Below are 18,373 nucleotides of genomic sequence, written 5' to 3'. Positions count from 1 at the left end.
GTTTTGCGCGGGCCGTTTTGCGCGGCCGTTGCTGTTTGTTGACGTTTTGCTGTTCAGTTTTCAAGGTTCAAGTTGTTCGCCGCACTCATTGGCGACTTTTCAATATTACCAGCTTCTATTGTTGAAGTCAATAACTTTTTTCATCTTGTTATTCTCCGCATCTTTTATTATGAAAAACGCGACAAGAAATAGTATAGCACCATATCAAAATAGATACAAGTACTTTTTTTAAAAATGCCGGTTTAAAGATTAAGAGCCTTTAAACCGGCGTTTTCTGAAGACTCGTTATTCTTTTGGCCGCATTTGCGGGAACAATAAAACATCTCTAATAGAGGAAGAATTTGTTAACAACATAATTAAACGATCAATACCGATCCCTAATCCACCAGTTGGAGGCAATCCATATTCCAACGCCTCTATAAAATCTTCGTCCATTTCATGAGCTTCGTCATTTCCTTCAGCTTTTTCAACCAACTGAGCTTCAAAACGCTGACGCTGATCAATCGGGTCGTTTAACTCTGTAAACGCATTAGCATGCTCCCGGCGAACAATGAACAACTCAAATCGATCGGTGAACCGCTCGTCTTCAGGGTTTTTCTTCGCTAAGGGCGAAATTTCAACTGGGTGTCCATAAATGAACGTTGGTTGAACTAATTGCTCTTCCACTCTCTGCTCAAAGAACTCATTTAAAATATGCCCTGCTTCCATAGTAGGTTTTACCTCAATATTATGTTCTTTTGCCAAATCCTGCGCTTCTTCTTTTGTCATGCGCTTCCAGAAATCAACACCTGTATATTCTTTTACTGCATCAACCATATGTAGTCGTTTCCAACCTACAGCTAGATCAATTTCATCTTCTTCATATTGAACAGTCGTTGTTCCAAGGACTTCCTGGGCAACATGTGCCACCAGATTTTCAGTAAGTGCCATGATATCGTTGTAATCTGCATACGCTTCATACAATTCAAGCATAGTGAATTCAGGATTGTGACGTGTAGATATTCCTTCGTTCCGGAAAACTCGGCCAATTTCATAAACCTTCTCAAGTCCACCTACAATTAGACGCTTCAAGTGGAGTTCGATTGCAATGCGGATATACAATTCCATATCCAAAGCGTTATGGTGTGTAACAAATGGTTTTGCAGCCGCTCCTCCTGCAATTGAGTGAAGCATCGGTGTTTCTACTTCTAAGAATCCTTCATTATCCAAGTAGCGGCGCATCGATTGAATGATCCGGCTTCTCAGTATGAATGTCTCTTTGCTGTCATCACTTGTCAGCAGATCTAAGTACCGCTGGCGGTAACGCTGTTCTATATCTTTTAAACCGTGGAACTTTTCAGGCAGCGGACGCAGTGCTTTCGTAAGAAACTCCACTTCCTTCGCTTTAATCGATAGTTCACCTACGTTTGTTTTAAAGACAGTCCCTTTAATACCCAGAATATCTCCTAAGTCGACCGTATTGTAAAATTCATAAGCTTCTTCACCGATTGCATCTTTGCGGACGTAGATTTGAATCTGGCCTTTAAGATCTTGAATGTGGGCAAAGCCCGCTTTCCCTTTTCCACGTTTGGTCATCACCCGTCCAGCGATGATTACTTCGTGCGGGGTTTCTTCAAGCTCTTCTTTAGAAAGCTCTCCGTATTGCTCGATGATTTCCTGCGATAGATGAGTACGTTCAAAGCGCCCGCCAAACGGATCCATTCCATGATCACGGAAATTCTGCATTTTTTGGCGTCTCACCAATAGTTGATCGTTTAATTCTTCTGACATGTCCTACACTCCTTTATCTATATAAACCAATCTCATTCATGTATTTCTCTATTGTACACAATTTCTTACCATACCACATAAAAAAGCTGCCACAAATTTGCGGCAACCTGTACTTAACAATGTGTATCTTGTAGAAACTCTTCTATACTGTTATAGGATTTCCATAAACGAACGCCCTCAGCTTCAAAAGTATCTACAACTTCAAACCCCGGATTCACTTCCAGCAACGGAATAAGGACAAACGCTCGCTCATGCATTCTCGGATGCGGAACAGTAAGCCTTTCTGTTTCAAAATTATCTTGGTTATACAATAAAATATCGAGATCTATTGTCCTCGGGCCCCACCTGACAAGCCGCTTGCGCTGTAAATTCTGTTCGATTTCCTGGCAGACATCCAGTAATGGCAATGCTTCTAATTCCGTTTCAAGCTCAACGACCATATTGAGGAAAGGCTCCTGATCTGTATACCCCACTGGATCTGTTTCATAAAGCGAAGAGATGCGGGTGATCCTGATAGCCGCGTGGGTCGCTAACTGCGATACGGCCTGCCTCAACATTTCAAAGCGGTTTCCCATATTGGAACCAAGCGACAAATAACTTAGGTTCATGCGAAGTTACCTCGGGTCAGTTCGATCGCCACTGATTTATAATGGCCGGGAATCGGCGGATCCGGTTTGATCAGCTGAACACGGATGCCTTGGACCAATGAAAAATCGGAAAGAATACGGGCAGCCACGTTTTCCGCTACAGCCTCCACTAATTTTTTCGGTTCGCCTTCGACGATTGACCGGCAGGCTTCATAGACTTCTCCATAATGCACAGTATGCTCCAAAGCATCAGTCTCTCCCGCCATCTGTAAATCCACAGCCAATGAAACCGTCAGGCGAAATCGCTGTCCAAGTTTCGTCTCTTCAGGGAATACCCCGTGGTAGCCATAAAACTCCATATCATTCACGTGAATAAAATCCATTATTTCTCCTCCTTGTATGGATGCTTGCCAGTTAGTGCATCCATCATACGGACCGCACGCACTGTTTCCTTTACATCATGGACACGCACAACGTGACATCCCTGATTGACACCATAGCAAACGGTTGCCAATGAACCTTCCAGGCGTTCGTCGACAGAAGCATCTAAAATTTTTCCAATGAACGATTTTCTTGAGGTACCCAGAAGAACTGGATAACCCAGTTCCACCAACTGTCCGATCATTTGCATCGCTTCAAGGTTTTGCGATACGGATTTAACGAATCCCACACCTGGATCGAGCCAGATATTCTCTTCGCTTACACCGGCATCTAATGCAATTTGAATACTTTCTCCCAGATCCCGCATGACGTCTTCCTGGAAATCTGAATATGACGTATCGTTACGGTTATGCATGAGGATAATCGGCACATTCCACTTAGCGGCTACTTCCGCAATCACCGGATCGTATTTAGCTCCCCAAATATCATTGATGATGTGGGCACCAGCAGCTATAGCTGCATCAGCTACCCGCGACTTGTAAGTATCAACGGAAATTAAAACATCAAACTGTTGCTTCAGCGCTTTGATGACAGGAACGATTCGTTCTATTTCTTCATCGTCTGTAATCTGTACATAGCCCGGACGTGTGGACTCGCCTCCAACGTCGATAATATCCACACCATCTGCAATCATCTGCTGAGCATGGGTAAGTGCCTGCTCTAATCCACTGTATTTGCCTCCATCTGAAAAAGAATCCGGCGTGACATTCAATATGCCCATGACGAGCGTCTTCTCATTAAAATTGATTTTCATTCAGCGTCACCGTCCAAACTTTAAATAGCTATCTATTTCCTGGGAAATGAAAGCGCGCCTTCATCTTACCTTACTTGAGCTGTTTTTTTCCACAAGAAAAGAGCGGCCAGAGGGCACGCTCTCCTTTACTGTTGCTGTTTAGTTGGACTCATCAAATTGATAAAGCGGTGTACTTAGGTAGCGTTCCCCGTTGGACGGAATAATCGCCAAGACTTTTTTGCCTTTACCTAAACGTTTAGCAACCTGCAGAGCAGCGTAGATCGCGGCTCCTGAAGATACGCCGCCAAGAATCCCTTCTTCGCGTGCTGCCTGGCGTGCTGTTTCATACGATTGGTCATTGGTGACTTGAATAATCTCACTATAAATCTCCGTGTTCAATACAGCAGGCACAAATCCTGCTCCAATTCCCTGGATTTTATGGGGTCCTGGCTTACCGCCTGATAGAACCGCTGAATCAGTAGGCTCCACTGCAATGATTTGAATATCAGGATACTTCTCTTTCAATACTTGGCCAGCACCTGTAATCGTTCCGCCTGTGCCGATCCCCGAAATAAAGGCATCCAATTGGTCACCCATTGTTTCAACGATCTCTGGACCTGTCGTCAACCGATGCACTTCAGGGTTTGCTTCGTTATTGAACTGCTGCGGCATGAACCAGCCGTTTTCAGCCGCTTTTTTCTCTGCAGTCTTGATGGCACCGTTCGGGCCGTTCATCCCGTCTGCTCCTGGAGTCAAAATCAATTCCGCTCCGTAAGCACGCAATAAGTTGCGGCGTTCCATACTCATCGTTTCTGGCATAACCAAAACAGACTTATAGCCTTTAGCTGCTGCAATCATCGCCAGTCCGATTCCGGTATTCCCGCTTGTCGGTTCGATGATAGTATCGCCTTCTTTTAAATCTCCGGACTTTTCAGCCGCCTCGATCATCGCCAGTGCAATACGGTCTTTGACACTGCTGCCAGGGTTGAAGTATTCCAATTTCAAATAGACTTCTGCATCCTCCGGTCCTGTTAACCGGTTTAATTTCACAATTGGTGTTTGTCCAATCAATTCAGTAATCGAATTTCCTACACGCGCCATTCTTCAACACTCCTAATCCCTAGTAATTTTGTCGACTTTAATAAAGCTAATGGTATCAATAAAACAGACAGTTTGTCAAATTGTATGAATTCATAAAAAATAGACGTTTCATAATGAAACGTCCAGTAAGAATCTATTCCCCGTAAAACCATTCCGCATCGAATTCCTGCCAGAAAGCTTCCGGAGTGACCGATTGCGGCAATTGTTCAAGCGCCAGCTCGCGGTTGATGTGGCCCGCTACATCTTCAAAAGAAAATGTCTGGCCATCCACTTTTTCTGTGACAGAAATAATGGCGGTCCTGCCGTTTTCCAACGCCAATGGAGATGACCATTCACCGACTTCCACTTTTGCGACCGTTTTGGCGATGGCGGGGTCAACACCCGGTTCGCCATTGGAAATATAACCGATGTCTCCACCCAGGTTGCCTGTCGCACTGTCGATGGAACGTTCACGTGCAGTCGCTTCGAATGAAGAGCCTTTTTCCAGCTCCGAAATTGTTTCTTCCGCTTCTGCTGCCGAGTTTAAGACAATCATGCGTGTCCGGTACGAATCTTTCACATCATATAATGATTGATTGTCATCGTAGAACTCTTTAATTTCACTTTCTTCGATGACAATATCTTTTGTCAGCACTTTTTCCAGAATCAACTGGGCTTTTATCTTTTCACGTTGGCGTGCTTCATCTGCTGTGTATAATGCAGCTTCTGTACTGTCCTGCGAAGAACGCAGCATCGCCAATTCCAAATCAATCTCTTTATCGCTTACTTCGATGCCATAATCCTTCGCTGCTGTGGCCATGACTTTTTCATTGACCAATTCGAGCAGCGCTTCGCGGCCATGCTGTTCTTCCATGGCAGCCAACCACTCTTCCCGCGTGATGTCATCTCCACTGACAGAAGCGACTTTCTCCGCCTTGCCTACGTCATTCGGAATAAGCCAGGCAATAAACCAGAGGAAGTTCGCCAGCAGTAAAATGCCGATGACCAGCAGCACCGGTTTGGTCTTCAAATGTCTTTTCGGCTTGCCTGTACCTGCCGGTGGCACAGGGCGCCGATTATTATGACTGGAGCTCATTGATAAACGACTCGAGTTCCTCTTTAGAATACTGATACGTTTCCAGACAGAAATGACATTGTGCTTCTGCCATGCCATCTTCATCGATCATGTCCTGAATTTCTTTTTCTCCAAGCCCTAAAATAGCTGTCGCAAAACGGTCTTTGGAACAATTGCAATCGAAATGTACCGGCATTTTATCAAGAATCTGGACGTTCCCTTCTCCAAGTACCACTTCAAGGATTTCTTCAGGCGACAGTCCGCGCTGAATCATTTTAGAGACAGGTTCGATAGTAGAAAGATGCTCTTCAATTTCCGTGATCGTCTCATCATCTGTATTCGGCATCAATTGAACAATAAAGCCGCCCGCCGCCAAAATTGAATTGTCGGTATCTACCAACACACCCAATCCGACTGAAGAAGGCACCTGTTCGGATACCGCAAAATAATAAGTGAAATCTTCAGCGATTTCACCTGAAACAATCGGCGTCTGCCCCGTAAAGTTGTCGCGCATGCCAAGGTCTTTGACAACCGACATCATACCGCCTGTGCCGACTGCGCGGCTGACATCCAATTTTCCTTTGTCATTAAGATCAAAATGGGTCTGCGGATTGGAAACATAGCCACGGACGCCGCCTTTTGCGTTGCTGTCCACCAGTAAAGCACCGATAGGTCCGCCGCCTTCAAATTTAATCGTTACTTTATCGTCGCCTTTCAACATAGCCCCAAGCATAACCCCACCTGTCATGGCACGCCCCAATGCTGCCGAAGCGGTCGGCCACATCATATGGCGGCGCTGCGCTTCTCCTACTGTTTTCGTACTGTCTACTGCAAATGCACGGACACTTCCATTAAATCCAAGGCCGCGAACTAAATAATCTGACACATGTATCGTTCCTTTCTTTACGCTTGGTTGCGTTTGTAAATTAAGTGCAATCCTTTTAATGTCAAAAAAGGATCTACATAATCGATGACTGTGGATTCACCGGCAATCAAAGAAGCCATGCCACCGGTTGCAATGACCGTCGGTTTTTCCTTGCTCTGCTTTTTCATGCGGGCTACGATGCCTTCCGCCTGGCCGACGTACCCATAGACAATTCCAGCCTGCATGGCGGAAATGGTATTTCTCCCGACGACTTGATCGGGTGTAGTGATTTCAATCCGCGGCAATTTGGAGGCACGGGAATAAAGTGCTTCTGTTGAAATATTGATGCCTGGAGCAATAGCTCCTCCCATGTATTGCTGCTTTTCATTAATATAACAGAAAGTATTGGCAGTGCCAAAGTCCACAATGATCAAAGGAGCACCGTATTCATGAATCGCCGCGACCGCGTTGACGATCCGATCGGCGCCCACTTCCCGGGGATTGTCGTACTTGATATTGAGCCCGGTTTTAACACCAGGGCCGACAATCATCGGTGTTACTTGAAAATACTTTTGGCACATGCGCTCAAGTGCAGACATGATCGGCGGTACCACCGAAGACATGATGATGCCGTCAATCGACGAAAAGCTTAAGTCCGCATCGTTCAGAAATGCCTTCATCTGCATCCCGTACTCATCTTCTGTTTTATGGCGCAAAGTTTCCATGCGCCAATGATGTATTAATTGATCCTGGCTGTAGACGCCCAGGACGATATTCGTATTTCCAGCGTCCAATACTAAAATCATGATTTGCCCTCACTTATTGACGAATTTCCAAAACATCATACCACAATTCGGAGAAAGCAAAAAGCTGGTTGCCTCTTCCCTTCAAAGGGAATGGGCAACCAGCTCATTTTTACTTATTTGCGTTTTTCTTCAATCGGTTCTCCGACTGGAGCCGCTTCGCCTTCTTCTGACGGCAAGTCTCCAGCTGAAGGATCAGTTGCTGCTCCTACTGCATCCGGAACATCACTGTCTTTTTTCAAATCAACTGCGTCTTCATCTCCGAAATCACCGTTCAATGATTCATATGAACGTTCAGGCAGCGTTCCATGTTCTTTCAAGTGAAGAATCTGGGCAGCATCCAACGTTTCAACTTCAAGCAACGTATTCGCAATCAATTTTAGAAGGTTCTGGTTTTCAGTCAGAATCTCTTTCGTGCGGATATACTGCTCTTTGATGATGCGTTGAACTTCCTGATCGATTTCAAAGGCAATTGCATCGGAATAGTTTTGTTCTGAGTTAAAGTCGCGGCCTAGGAAAACATTTCCACCTTGTGCCGTACCGAATTGGACAGGTCCAATCTTGTCACTCATCCCGTATTCCGTTACCATGCTGCGGGCAATAGCCGTTGCACGTTGGAAATCGTTATGGGCGCCGGTCGATACTTCACCGAATGAAAGATCTTCAGCTACACGACCACCGAGTAATCCAGCAATCTTATCAAGCAATTCCGGTTTCGTCATAAAGTAGCGATCTTCTCTCGGAAGCATGACAGCATATCCGCCAGCTTGGCCGCGAGGAACGATGGTTACTTTATGGACAATATCTGCATCGTCCAATATCAAGCCGATGACCGTATGTCCTGATTCGTGGAATGCCACGATATTTCGTTCTTTTTTCGAAATGACGCGGTTTTTCTTAGCAGGACCGGCGATAACGCGGTCTGATGCTTCGTCCAGATCGGACATGTCGATTTTGAGTTTACTGCGACGGGCTGCAACAAGTGCCGCTTCGTTCAATAAGTTCTCTAAATCGGCGCCTGAGAATCCAGGTGTACGCTGAGCGATCGCTTTCAAGTCGACATTTTCATCAAGCGGTTTATTGCGGGCGTGAACTTTAAGGACTTCTTCACGGCCTTTAACATCCGGACGACCTACAGTAATCTGACGGTCAAAACGTCCTGGACGAAGCAAAGCCGGATCCAGAATATCCGGACGGTTCGTTGCCGCAATAATGATGACGCCTTCGTTTGCTCCGAAACCATCCATCTCTACCAATAGTTGGTTCAATGTCTGTTCACGCTCATCGTGTCCACCGCCGAGGCCGGCGCCACGCTGGCGGCCGACTGCGTCAATTTCATCGATGAAAATGATACAAGGTGCATTTTTCTTAGCGTTTTCGAACAAATCACGAACTCGGGAAGCCCCGACACCGACGAACATCTCAACAAAATCAGAACCACTGATCGAGAAGAAAGGAACGCCTGCTTCTCCGGCAACAGCACGAGCCAAGAGGGTTTTACCAGTACCCGGAGGTCCGACAAGCAAAATCCCTTTTGGAATGCGGGCGCCGATATCTGCGAATCTGCGCGGATCTTTCAGGAAATCAACAACTTCTACAAGTTCCTGCTTCTCTTCATCTGCTCCAGCTACATCGCCAAAGCGGACTTTTTGTTTCTGATCATCATACAGCTTCGCTTTACTTTTACCGAAGTTCATCACACGGCCGCCTCCGCCGCCTTGTGATTGGTTAAGTAAGAAGAAGAAAAGGATGAAGATGATGATGAACGGAATGATGCCAGTGAAAAATGAAACCCAGCCACTTGTTTGTGGAGCTTTCAAGAATTCAACCTGTACATCCTGTGAGCTGGCGACTTCATCGATTTGAGTCGTCAATGCTTCATTTTCAAGCGGAATGTTCGTTACAAAAGACTGGCCTTCTTCATAGCCTTCCATGATGCCTGTAACTTCATAAACCATTGCCTCTGGCTGGATGGTGACTTCTTCAATCTGTCCATTTTCCAACGCTGCCAAAAACTCGTTATATCCTATATTTTCAGTCGGCTGGTTGCTATTGTTGAAGGTTCCCAGAATCCCGATAATAACTAGGAAAATCAGTAAATAAAATATGGTGTATCGAAATATCCGATTCATCCCGCGCCTCCTCATAAAGTTTCCCTAAAACTATACTAAATACTACCATAGGAACATTTAAGCATACAACGAAAAGACCTTATTCCCGCTGTTAAATCCAAAGACTGTGAACGAACATTGACTATTCTTCTTCTCCACTGTAAACCGAAGGCTTCAGAATGCCGATATACGGCAAATTCCGGTATTTTTCTGCGTAATCCAAACCGTAGCCTACTACAAATGCATCCGGCACGATAAAACCAACATAATCAGCTTTCAAGTCGACTTTCCGTCCCGTGGGCTTGTCCAGCAACGTAACAATCTTGATCGATTTTGCTTTCCGGTATTTGAAAAGGTCCACTAGATAGCTAAGCGTCATTCCACTGTCAATGATGTCTTCGATAATCAGGAGATCGCGCCCTTCAACACTGGCGTTCAAATCTTTGACGATCTTCACTTCGCCAGAAGAAACGGTGGCATTGCCATAACTTGAGACATCCATGAAATCCATTTCGACAAATCCGTCAATGCGTTTCATCAAATCTCCCATAAAAGGCATCGCGCCTTTTAATACACCGATAGCCAGAGGGTATTTGCCTTTATAATCCTCTGTCAATACCGCTCCTAATTCGCGGGCTTTTTCTTGCAGTTGTTCTTCACTGATCAACACTTCTTTAATATCGTTCTGTAACATGGTGGACCTCCTAGTAATCCTTCTTTTACACGCTATACATATTGTTCAATTAGTACCCAATTGTCTCCGTCGCGTTTTTGTCTGCTGACCTTGGCGGATGGGCGTAAGCCTGGCACTAATAAAAGTTCGTTTTTGTCAGTAGTGATGACAGGCCAACTTTCTCTCATAGGCACAGGGATCTTTTCATCAATCATCAAACGCGCCAATTTCTTCGGGCGATCCATTCCAGCAAGCTGAATCCGGTCACCCGGTTTTCTGCTCCTTAAAAAAAGTTGGGAATCTTCCGGAGCATGAAAATGCCAAACTGCAGAATTGTCATTTTCCCTCATTTTTTCAAAAGGCATCACCCTGTAACGGCAACCCCGATAAACCGGCGTCCAGTCGGCAGTAAGTATGATAGCCTCTGGCGCAGTCTGTTGTTCCAGTGATTGGCGATTGAGAAAAACCGTGTCATATTGGCGGGTCGCTACATAATTTTGCGGCAAATGTAAAAAAACAGTACCCGATGAACTTTGCATCATTTCCTGCATTTGTTCGACCAGCTGCCTTGTTACGGGAATTTGCTTGGGATTATATAGATAGTTTAATAGTAGTAGAACCATTCTTTTTTGTAAAGCATGCGCCTCAAGTCTGAAACTTTTGGCAGACAAAACAATTCCCTCTTCTGTCGTTTGGATCATCTGCTGTATTTTTTTCTCGGCAAGCTCCTGCAGAAACTGTTGATCCTGTTGCATATCTTCCGCCAGTTCAACGAAGTTTTGGGAGACGTTGCTGTTCTCTTGTTTAAGAAGCGGCAGAACGCCTTGCCGGATCCGATTTCGTGTATAGGCGGGCTCTGCATTACTGGAATCTTCCCGGTGAGGAATCTCGTGCACCTCTGCATATGCCTTAATCTGCTCCTTATCCACTGCCAATTGGGGCCGTATCAGTAAGCCGGTACCGAATGGCCGGCGAGCGGATATGCCGAATGAACCATCTTGAAGACTGCCTCTCAACCCTGACATAAGGATAGTCTCAAGTTGATCATCCGCGTGATGGGCTGTGGCAAATTTAGCTGCGCCTGTCTTTTCCATTATTTCGAGAAAATAAGCATACCGTTCCGTGCGGCAAAGCTGCTGCTTATTGCCTCCCTTTTCCTGCCAGATTTCAGGAATCGGAATCGCCCGGCTAAAACATTCCACTCCCCACTCACCAGCTGTCATTTCCATAAAAAGTCGATCCTGCCGCGACTCTTCGCCACGCAGCATGTGATCTACATGGACTGCCGCAACTGAAATGCCCAGTTCATCTCTCAGCGAATTCAAGAAATGGAGCAATACCATGGAATCGATGCCTCCCGAACAGCCAACCAATACCCGGTCTCCTGCCTGGAGCAATTCCTGCTTACGGATATGCCTCATCATCAGCTCCTGAAAGCTCTTCATTTTTCCACCCCACTTGCCTATGCCTTCTTTCTTAATACACTTAGAAGGACAGGATAAAAATTATTTTCAATTGGCAATTGACAGACGTACCTTTCAATAGTATGCTATTAAATGTTCGTTTAAACAAGGCGGCGTAGCTCAGCTGGCTAGAGCGTACGGTTCATACCCGTGAGGTCGGGGGTTCGATCCCCTCTGCCGCCATTATTCTTCACCTGAAAAGCTCGATTTAAAAGCAGCGTCCTTCATTGGGCGCTGCTTTTTTTGTCTGAATGGACATGCTTGGCCAAACCGGCCGAATGTGATAAAAAAAAACGCTTCCCATGTGAGAAGCGTTTCAATATAGATTTCCAGCTGTGTTGAAGCATTTCCCTATACTATTAAAACAGCTAGCAAGTTAGCCTCTTTTTGCTCCTCTGCCGCCGCGCTTCGATTCAGTAGCGCGTTTTAAGGTCGTCATGTTTTCTTCGCTGTCTTTTAAGAACTTCGCCATTTTCGTTTCAAAGTTCTCTTTTGGAGCGCGATCAAACGAACGATTGCTGCTTGGGCGTGGTCGTTGTGGTCGTTCTGTGCCGCCGGGTGGTTGTGGTTTCGCTTTACGAATGGAAAGGCCGATTTTACCATCTGCTTCTACATTCATAACTTTAACTTCTACCATTTCGCCAACTTTAAGATGATCATTGATATCTTTAACGTAGTTGTCGGCGACTTCACTTATATGCACGAGGCCTGTTGCACCAGTTGGAAGCTGAACAAATGCTCCAAAGTTTGTAATACCTGTGACTTTACCTTCTAACTTGCTGCCTACTTCAATCGACATAAAAAAAATGCTCCTCCTTAAAAATTAAGATGACTCCAAAATTCAGGGCCATGCTGTCATTTTGCGGGACTTGTCCCACTTTTTATTATAACCATCAAAAAAAGAGTGTCAACCGACTACTCTTCTTCTGATGGTTTTTCTTCATCTTTTTTTTCATCATGTGGTGTCGTAAAAATAATTTCTCCTTCGTCTGAAAGAAAGTAATCTTTGCGCGCTAATTTAGCTAAGTATTCTTCATCGTTCAATAACAGGATCTGCTCTTCCAGCTGGCTTTGCTGCTTTTCAACTTCTTCAAGCTTCAGCAACGCCTCTTCACGGAGCTCTTCTTTTTCAGACATTGTCTGCGTTTGTGCATAAATGGTCGAACCTACCCAAATGGTGGCCATCAGAACCAGCACCCCGAACACTGTCAGCCTTCTGAATAACCGGATGCGATGCGCTTTTTTGCGCGCCCCTTCAATTTCAACCGAACGGACATAGTCATTGCGAATCGAGGTGACTTCTCGCGTTTCCGCCTTTGGATCTCTCTTCAAACTCATGACCCGCTCCCCTTCCATACTAACTTTGTCATTATTATACATGAAAACCCTTGATATTATAAGCTTTTTGAATAATTTTCCCTATTTTCACTCCATTCCTTTAAACAGGGAGTAGAACATTTCCCTTTTTGCTAATAAAAATACCGTTGACTTAATTTTTATACAGTCTTATAATACTAATCATTATCTTTTGTTGAACGTTACCGTTGTTTTTTAGAATGAACTGTAAAGACTCACTTATAAATATACAAAATTAATGAATAAAATTGGAGTGAAGAAAATGACAGGTTTATTGACTTTATCAAATGGAAAAGCATTTAAAGGCCAATGGCACGGTAAAGCTTCCGCCATTCAAGGAGAAATCGTCTTTTTCACGGGCATGACCGGCTATGAAGAAGTTTTGACGGACCCCTCTTATAAAGGGCAGATTATCGTATTCTCTTATCCGCTTATCGGCCAATATGGAATCCAGTCCCTGTATGCACAATCCGACCAGATCCAGACTGCCGGCATCATCGTGGCAGGATTGTATGAAGGGCCGCTCGGCAAAGATGCCATTTCACTTGCGGAGTTTGCAGACAAACACAGCATCCCCATCTTAAGTGGCGCAGATACACGTTCAATCATTCAGAACGTCCGCGAATCCGGAACAATGCAATCGCAGCTGGTCCACACCTCTCTCCCGGAATTAGCCTGGGAACCCGTACAGACCTATTTCTTCCCAGCCACAACCAGTGCTGAAGAAATTCAGACCCTTGGATCTGGCTCTACCCATATCGGCTTGATCGATTTCCATCATAAATCCTCCATTTTAAAAGAATTGCTCGAATTGGATTGCAAAGTCAGCATCATCCCTTATGCAACACCGACAGAAAAACTGGATTCACTGGGATTAGATGGCCTTCTTTTTTCAAACGGCCCCGGAGATCCCGCAGCTCTACAACATTTGTTTCCTACATACCGGGATTGGGCTGAACGCTATCCGAGCTTCGGCATCTGTCTCGGCCACCAGGTATTGGCTTCGGCATTTGGCGCAAAAACGACCAAGCTTGCATATGGCCACCGCGGAGCTAACCATCCTGTGATGAACCTGCGGACAAAACGGGTCAGCATGAGCTCACAAAACCATAGTTATGTGGTCGAGAGCGCCAGCCTGAAGGATACACCGTTTTCCGTGCTCTACGAAAACGTCAATGATGGCAGTATTGAAGGCTTGGTCCACGATACCCTGCCACTGACCACAGTCCAGTTCCATCCGGAAGCAGCACCAGGTCCGGCTGACCACCTTGAACTGTTCCAACAGTTTCTGGCAATGACACAGCAAAAAGAGAGAGTGAAAATACATGCCTAAGCAAGAGCAAATAAAAAAAGTACTGGTCATCGGGTCAGGAGCCATTGTCATCGGCCAGGCAGCAGAATTCGATTATTCGGGAACACAGGCATGCCTGGCTTTGAAAGAAGAAGGCATCCATGTCATTCTGATCAACAATAATCCAGCGACCATCATGACCGATAAATCCGTTTCCGATCAAGTATATTTTGAACCTCTAACCTTGGAAAGCGCTACGGCCATCATTGAAAAAGAACGCCCAGATGGCTTGTTGGCGACAGTCGGCGGACAAACCGGCCTGAACCTGGCAATGGCTTTATCCGATGCCGGCATTTTGACGAAATACGGTGTCACATTGCTCGGCACGGATATGAAAGCCATTAAACAAGCGGAAGACCGCGAGCAGTTCCGCGCCCTGATGAATAAGTTGAGCGAACCGGTCCCGGACAGCGACATCATTTACTCAATCGAAGGAGCTTTGGAGTTTGCCGCTTCAGCGGGCTATCCCCTCATCGTGCGCCCTGCCTATACGCTTGGCGGCTTTGGCGGCGGGATTGCCGAAGATGAAAAAACCTACATCAAGCTGGTGAAGCAAGGGTTAAGCGCCAGCCCCATCAAGCAATGCCTGGTTGAAATCAGCATTGCCGGCTACAAGGAAATTGAGTACGAAGTCATGCGCGACGCAGATGGAACCTGCATCACCATCTGCAATATGGAAAACCTGGACCCTGTCGGCGTACATACCGGCGACTCGATCGTCGTTGCGCCAAGCCAAACTTTAAATGACAAAGATTTCCACATGCTGCGTAGCTCTTCGATCCATATCATCGAAGCACTTGGCATTATCGGCGCCTGCAACGTGCAGTTCGCCTTGCATCCTGAAACTTCCGCTTATTATTTGATTGAAGTCAATCCGCGCGTCAGCCGTTCTTCGGCGCTTGCTTCAAAAGCGACAGGTTACCCAATTGCCAAGATTGCGGCTAAACTCGCGATCGGCTATAAATTGGCAGAATTGAAGAATCCGGTCACCGGCACTACGTTTGCCAGCTTTGAACCGGCGCTGGACTATGTGGCTGTTAAAATTCCGCGCTGGCCATTCGATCAATTCCCGCAGGCAGACCGCAAACTCGGCACACAGATGAAAGCGACCGGCGAAGTCATGGCGATCGAACGCCGCATGGAAGCCGCGCTGCAAAAAGCGATCCGCTCACTTGAACTGCCGATTGACGGTTTCCGTCTCAAGGCACTTGCTGGTTTTTCTACAGAAGATTTATGCCAATTGGCGATTGAAGCCGATGACCGCCGGTTGTTTGTTCTGTTTGAACTGCTGGTACGCGGCAAGTCAATTGAATTTCTTCATAATATTACGGGCATCACCCCTTATTTCTTATCAGCAATGGCCAACATCGTTGCCGAATGGAAAGAGCTGCAGCACCTGGACTGGAACAATATGACCCGATCCCGCCTGCTGCAGGCCAAGACGCTTGGCTTCAGCGATCAGCAATTGGCTGATCTTTGGAATGTCACCTGCCCTGAAATTTGGGGACAGCGCCGCATCTGGCAAGTGACGCCTGCCTATCGCATGATCGACACATGCGCTGCTGAATTCCGCTCGGATACCAATTATTTTTATTCCACGTGGCAAGGTTCTTCCGATGTCAGCCGTTCTCACCATAAGAAAAAAGTGGCAGTTGTGGGATCCGGGCCAATCCGGATCGGCCAGGGCATCGAGTTCGATTATTGCTGTGTACACAGTGTCATGGCCGCACAGAAACTCGGTTATGAAGCCATCATGATCAACAACAACCCGGAGACTGTCAGCACTGATTACGAAGTGGCAGATGCGCTGTATTTCGAGCCGATGACGCCGGAAGACATTCTCAATGTTCTGGATTTCGAAGGCATCAACCAAGTCATTCTCCAGTTCGGCGGACAAACTTCGCTGAATGTTGCAGCTGCGCTTCAAGAAGCGGGCATTACAGTTCTTGGGTCGACAGTGGATCTGTTGGATCAAATGGAAGATCGCGACCGTTTTTATGCTTTCCTGGAATCAATCGGCTTGCCGACCATTCCAGGCAAAACAGCGAATGAACCCTCCGCTGTCATTCCGGCAGCCCGTTCACTCGGCTTCCCGGTGCTCTTGCGGCCGTCTTATGTTATCGGCGGACGCGGCATGATTGTGCTGCATAACGAAGCGGAGCTCAGCGACTGGCTGCAGCAGACGACAATGGCATTCCCTGTACTGGTCGACCATTTTGTCACCGGCAAAGAAGTGGAGGCCGATATTCTGACCGATGGCGAAAATGTCTGGGTCTCCGCCATTTTCGAGCATGTTGAAGGAACCGGCGTCCACTCGGGCGACAGCATCTCCATTACACCGCCGGTTTCATTATCGGAACAGGCCTTGCAGGAACTTTCAAAAACTGCGAAACACATCGCCAGAAACATGGATTATACCGGCTTGTTCAATATCCAGTTCGTGTATGAAGGCGATCAATTATTCGTTATGGAAATCAATCCGCGGGCATCACGGACAGCGCCAATCAGCTCGAAAGTGACCGACGTGCCGCTTGTACAGCACGCCACGGCTTTATTGCTGGGAGTGCCTTTTGAAGAACTTAACATTGAAGAAACTTATAATGGACAGCCGGAATATACAGTTAAAGCACCGGTTTTCTCCCATATTAAATTGCCTGGACTGTCCCCTGTCCTGTCTCCTGAAATGATGTCGACAGGCGAAGTGATCGGCTCTAGTCCGGATCTTGCTGCCGCATTGGCGAAAGCTCTCAGCGGCGCTTCTGTCCAATTGGCTGACCTGGCTACCGGCGGCACCTTGTTTGTCGCGGAAAGTTCAATCGGCCAAGTGGACAGCGCTTCATGGGACGCATGCGGTTTCAACATTGTCACCGAGTCCATTATTCCATTCGAGGAATGGCTGAAAACAGATGATAAAAAAGCCTATATCGACTTTGCTCCTGACCCGGAAAGCACCAACGCGAAGCATGCTGCCATTCACCGTCTCCATGTCTGGACACGCCCTGAAACAGCAGCTGCTTTCAACGGAACCTATTCATCCATTACCGCATTATCGAAAGGAGTGCTTGCAAAATGACAATGGCGATCCCGTTTGCCCCATCGATTATCCAAGAGGACTTTCTGTCCCTGAAAGATTACAGCACAGATGAAATTATGGATTTGCTGAATTTGGCAATAGAACTGAAAAAGCCTGAAAATAAATACCTGCCGCTTTTAAAAGGTAAAGTATTGGGCATGATTTTCGAAAAATCATCTACCCGCACACGTGTTTCATTCGAAGCGGGAATGCTTCAGCTTGGCGGCAACGCCATGTTCTTGAGCTCCCAGGATACACAAATCGGTCGAGGAGAAACCATTCCCGATACCGCGCGCGTGTTGTCAGGTTACTTGGACGGCCTGATGATCCGCACATTCCATCAATCCGTCGTTCAGGAACTGGCAGACTTCAGTTCCATTCCGGTCATCAACGGATTGACCGACGATTATCATCCGTGCCAGGTGCTGGCAGATCTGATGACCATCCTCGAGCATTTCGGGACATTGAAAGGCAAGAAAATGGCGTATATCGGAGACGGCAACAATATGGCCAACTCCTTGATGATCGGTGCCGCTAAAGTCGGCATGGACATCAGTGTCGCCTCTCCTGCTGCTTATGCACCCACTGCAGAAATGGTGGCCCTGGCAAAAGACATCGCACAATACACCGGATCGAACATCGAGATCACCGAAAGCCCGGAACAAGCAGTTGCCGGAAGTGACGTCATCTATACGGACGTCTGGGCAAGCATGGGGCAAGAACAGGAAACCATTGAACGCCTGCAGCATTTCCAAGGCTTCCAAGTGAACGAAGAGCTCGTCAAGCATGCCAATGAAGATTATATCTTCATGCACTGCCTGCCTGCCCATCGTGAAGAGGAAGTGACGACTGCTATTTTGGAAGGTCCGAATTCGGTGATTTTCCAGGAAGCTGAAAATCGTCTGCACGCACAAAAAGCAGTACTCGTCGCATTGATGGGCGACAAGTAGACAACAATGAAAAACGCCTTCGGAATCCATGGATTCCGAAGG

Annotated in this window: 16 protein-coding genes and 1 tRNA gene; 4 read left to right on the top strand and 13 right to left on the bottom strand. The window is 46.5% G+C overall.

Translation table 11 applies throughout. The features are described from left to right. Positions 1-285: 285 nt before the first annotated feature. The 11 genes from lysS to tilS form a co-directional block, all read right to left on the bottom strand. Positions 286-1,770 carry a lysine--tRNA ligase gene (gene lysS / locus Q0785_RS19520; protein ID WP_298834258.1) on the bottom strand — a complete coding sequence of 495 codons (1,485 nt, stop codon included), beginning with the start codon at positions 1,768-1,770 and terminating at the stop codon, positions 286-288. A 113-nt stretch (positions 1,771-1,883) separates the two neighbouring features. Next, positions 1,884-2,378 (bottom strand): 2-amino-4-hydroxy-6-hydroxymethyldihydropteridine diphosphokinase, encoded by a 495-nt coding sequence (folK, locus tag Q0785_RS19515; RefSeq protein WP_298834255.1) that lies wholly within the window; start codon positions 2,376-2,378, stop codon positions 1,884-1,886. Further along, positions 2,375-2,740 (bottom strand): dihydroneopterin aldolase, encoded by a 366-nt coding sequence (folB, locus tag Q0785_RS19510; protein WP_298834252.1) that lies wholly within the window; start codon positions 2,738-2,740, stop codon positions 2,375-2,377. The genes folK and folB overlap by 4 nt, the downstream gene beginning before the upstream one ends. Beyond that, positions 2,740-3,552, bottom strand: coding sequence for a dihydropteroate synthase (folP, locus tag Q0785_RS19505; RefSeq protein ID WP_298834250.1), 813 nt, complete (start codon positions 3,550-3,552; stop codon positions 2,740-2,742). Before folP ends, folB begins: the two co-directional genes overlap by 1 nt. Positions 3,553-3,690: 138 nt before the next feature. Next, positions 3,691-4,632 (bottom strand): cysteine synthase A, encoded by a 942-nt coding sequence (gene cysK / locus Q0785_RS19500; RefSeq protein WP_298834247.1) that lies wholly within the window; start codon positions 4,630-4,632, stop codon positions 3,691-3,693. A 133-nt stretch (positions 4,633-4,765) separates the two neighbouring features. Next, positions 4,766-5,707, bottom strand: a complete 942-nt coding sequence (locus Q0785_RS19495; protein ID WP_298834245.1) for a peptidyl-prolyl cis-trans isomerase — start codon at positions 5,705-5,707, stop codon at positions 4,766-4,768. Continuing rightward, positions 5,691-6,572, bottom strand: a complete 882-nt coding sequence (gene hslO, locus Q0785_RS19490; protein ID WP_298834242.1) for an Hsp33 family molecular chaperone HslO — start codon at positions 6,570-6,572, stop codon at positions 5,691-5,693. The genes Q0785_RS19495 and hslO overlap by 17 nt, the downstream gene beginning before the upstream one ends. Before the next feature lie 17 nt (positions 6,573-6,589). Then, on the bottom strand, positions 6,590-7,357 hold the full coding sequence (locus Q0785_RS19485) for a type III pantothenate kinase (RefSeq protein ID WP_298834239.1): 768 nt from the start codon (positions 7,355-7,357) through the stop codon (positions 6,590-6,592). A 113-nt stretch (positions 7,358-7,470) separates the two neighbouring features. Further along, a complete protein-coding gene (gene ftsH, locus Q0785_RS19480; protein WP_298834236.1) occupies positions 7,471-9,486 on the bottom strand; it encodes an ATP-dependent zinc metalloprotease FtsH in 2,016 nt (671 codons plus the stop codon). A 121-nt stretch (positions 9,487-9,607) separates the two neighbouring features. Further along, positions 9,608-10,159 (bottom strand): hypoxanthine phosphoribosyltransferase, encoded by a 552-nt coding sequence (gene hpt, locus Q0785_RS19475; RefSeq protein WP_223643240.1) that lies wholly within the window; start codon positions 10,157-10,159, stop codon positions 9,608-9,610. Positions 10,160-10,191: 32 nt separating this feature from the next. Further along, complete coding sequence (gene tilS, locus Q0785_RS19470) at positions 10,192-11,583, bottom strand: tRNA lysidine(34) synthetase TilS (RefSeq protein ID WP_298834232.1); 1,392 nt, start codon at positions 11,581-11,583, stop codon at positions 10,192-10,194. 127 nt (positions 11,584-11,710) lie between these two features. Here tilS and Q0785_RS19465 point away from each other — a divergent pair. After that, positions 11,711-11,784 (top strand) — tRNA-Met (locus Q0785_RS19465). Between the two features lie 193 nt (positions 11,785-11,977). Here Q0785_RS19465 and Q0785_RS19460 read toward each other — a convergent pair. Together Q0785_RS19460 and Q0785_RS19455 are read right to left on the bottom strand one after the other, a co-directional pair. Beyond that, the gene (locus tag Q0785_RS19460) at positions 11,978-12,400 is read right to left on the bottom strand and encodes a S1 domain-containing RNA-binding protein (RefSeq protein WP_223643244.1); all 423 of its coding nucleotides are present in this window, start codon (positions 12,398-12,400) and stop codon (positions 11,978-11,980) included. 116 nt (positions 12,401-12,516) lie between these two features. Further along, positions 12,517-12,939, bottom strand: coding sequence for a septum formation initiator family protein (locus Q0785_RS19455; protein ID WP_298834225.1), 423 nt, complete (start codon positions 12,937-12,939; stop codon positions 12,517-12,519). 280 nt (positions 12,940-13,219) lie between these two features. Here Q0785_RS19455 and Q0785_RS19450 point away from each other — a divergent pair, with 280 nt between their 5' ends. From Q0785_RS19450 to argF, 3 genes are read left to right on the top strand one after another with little or no spacing between them, the layout of a single operon-like run. Next, a complete protein-coding gene (locus Q0785_RS19450; RefSeq protein ID WP_298834222.1) occupies positions 13,220-14,290 on the top strand; it encodes a carbamoyl phosphate synthase small subunit in 1,071 nt (356 codons plus the stop codon). After that, complete coding sequence (locus tag Q0785_RS19445) at positions 14,283-17,381, top strand: carbamoyl phosphate synthase large subunit (protein WP_298834220.1); 3,099 nt, start codon at positions 14,283-14,285, stop codon at positions 17,379-17,381. Before Q0785_RS19450 ends, Q0785_RS19445 begins: the two co-directional genes overlap by 8 nt. Beyond that, positions 17,378-18,331 carry an ornithine carbamoyltransferase gene (gene argF, locus Q0785_RS19440; RefSeq protein ID WP_298834217.1) on the top strand — a complete coding sequence of 318 codons (954 nt, stop codon included), beginning with the start codon at positions 17,378-17,380 and terminating at the stop codon, positions 18,329-18,331. The genes Q0785_RS19445 and argF overlap by 4 nt, the downstream gene beginning before the upstream one ends. The last annotated feature ends 42 nt before the right edge of the window (positions 18,332-18,373 follow it).

The organism is uncultured Planococcus sp., assembly GCF_947501725.1.
In the GTDB taxonomy this organism is placed as follows: domain Bacteria; phylum Bacillota; class Bacilli; order Bacillales_A; family Planococcaceae; genus Planococcus; species Planococcus donghaensis_C.
Note: the sequence above shows the minus strand (reverse complement) of the source record. Positions and strands in the feature narration are given on the sequence as shown.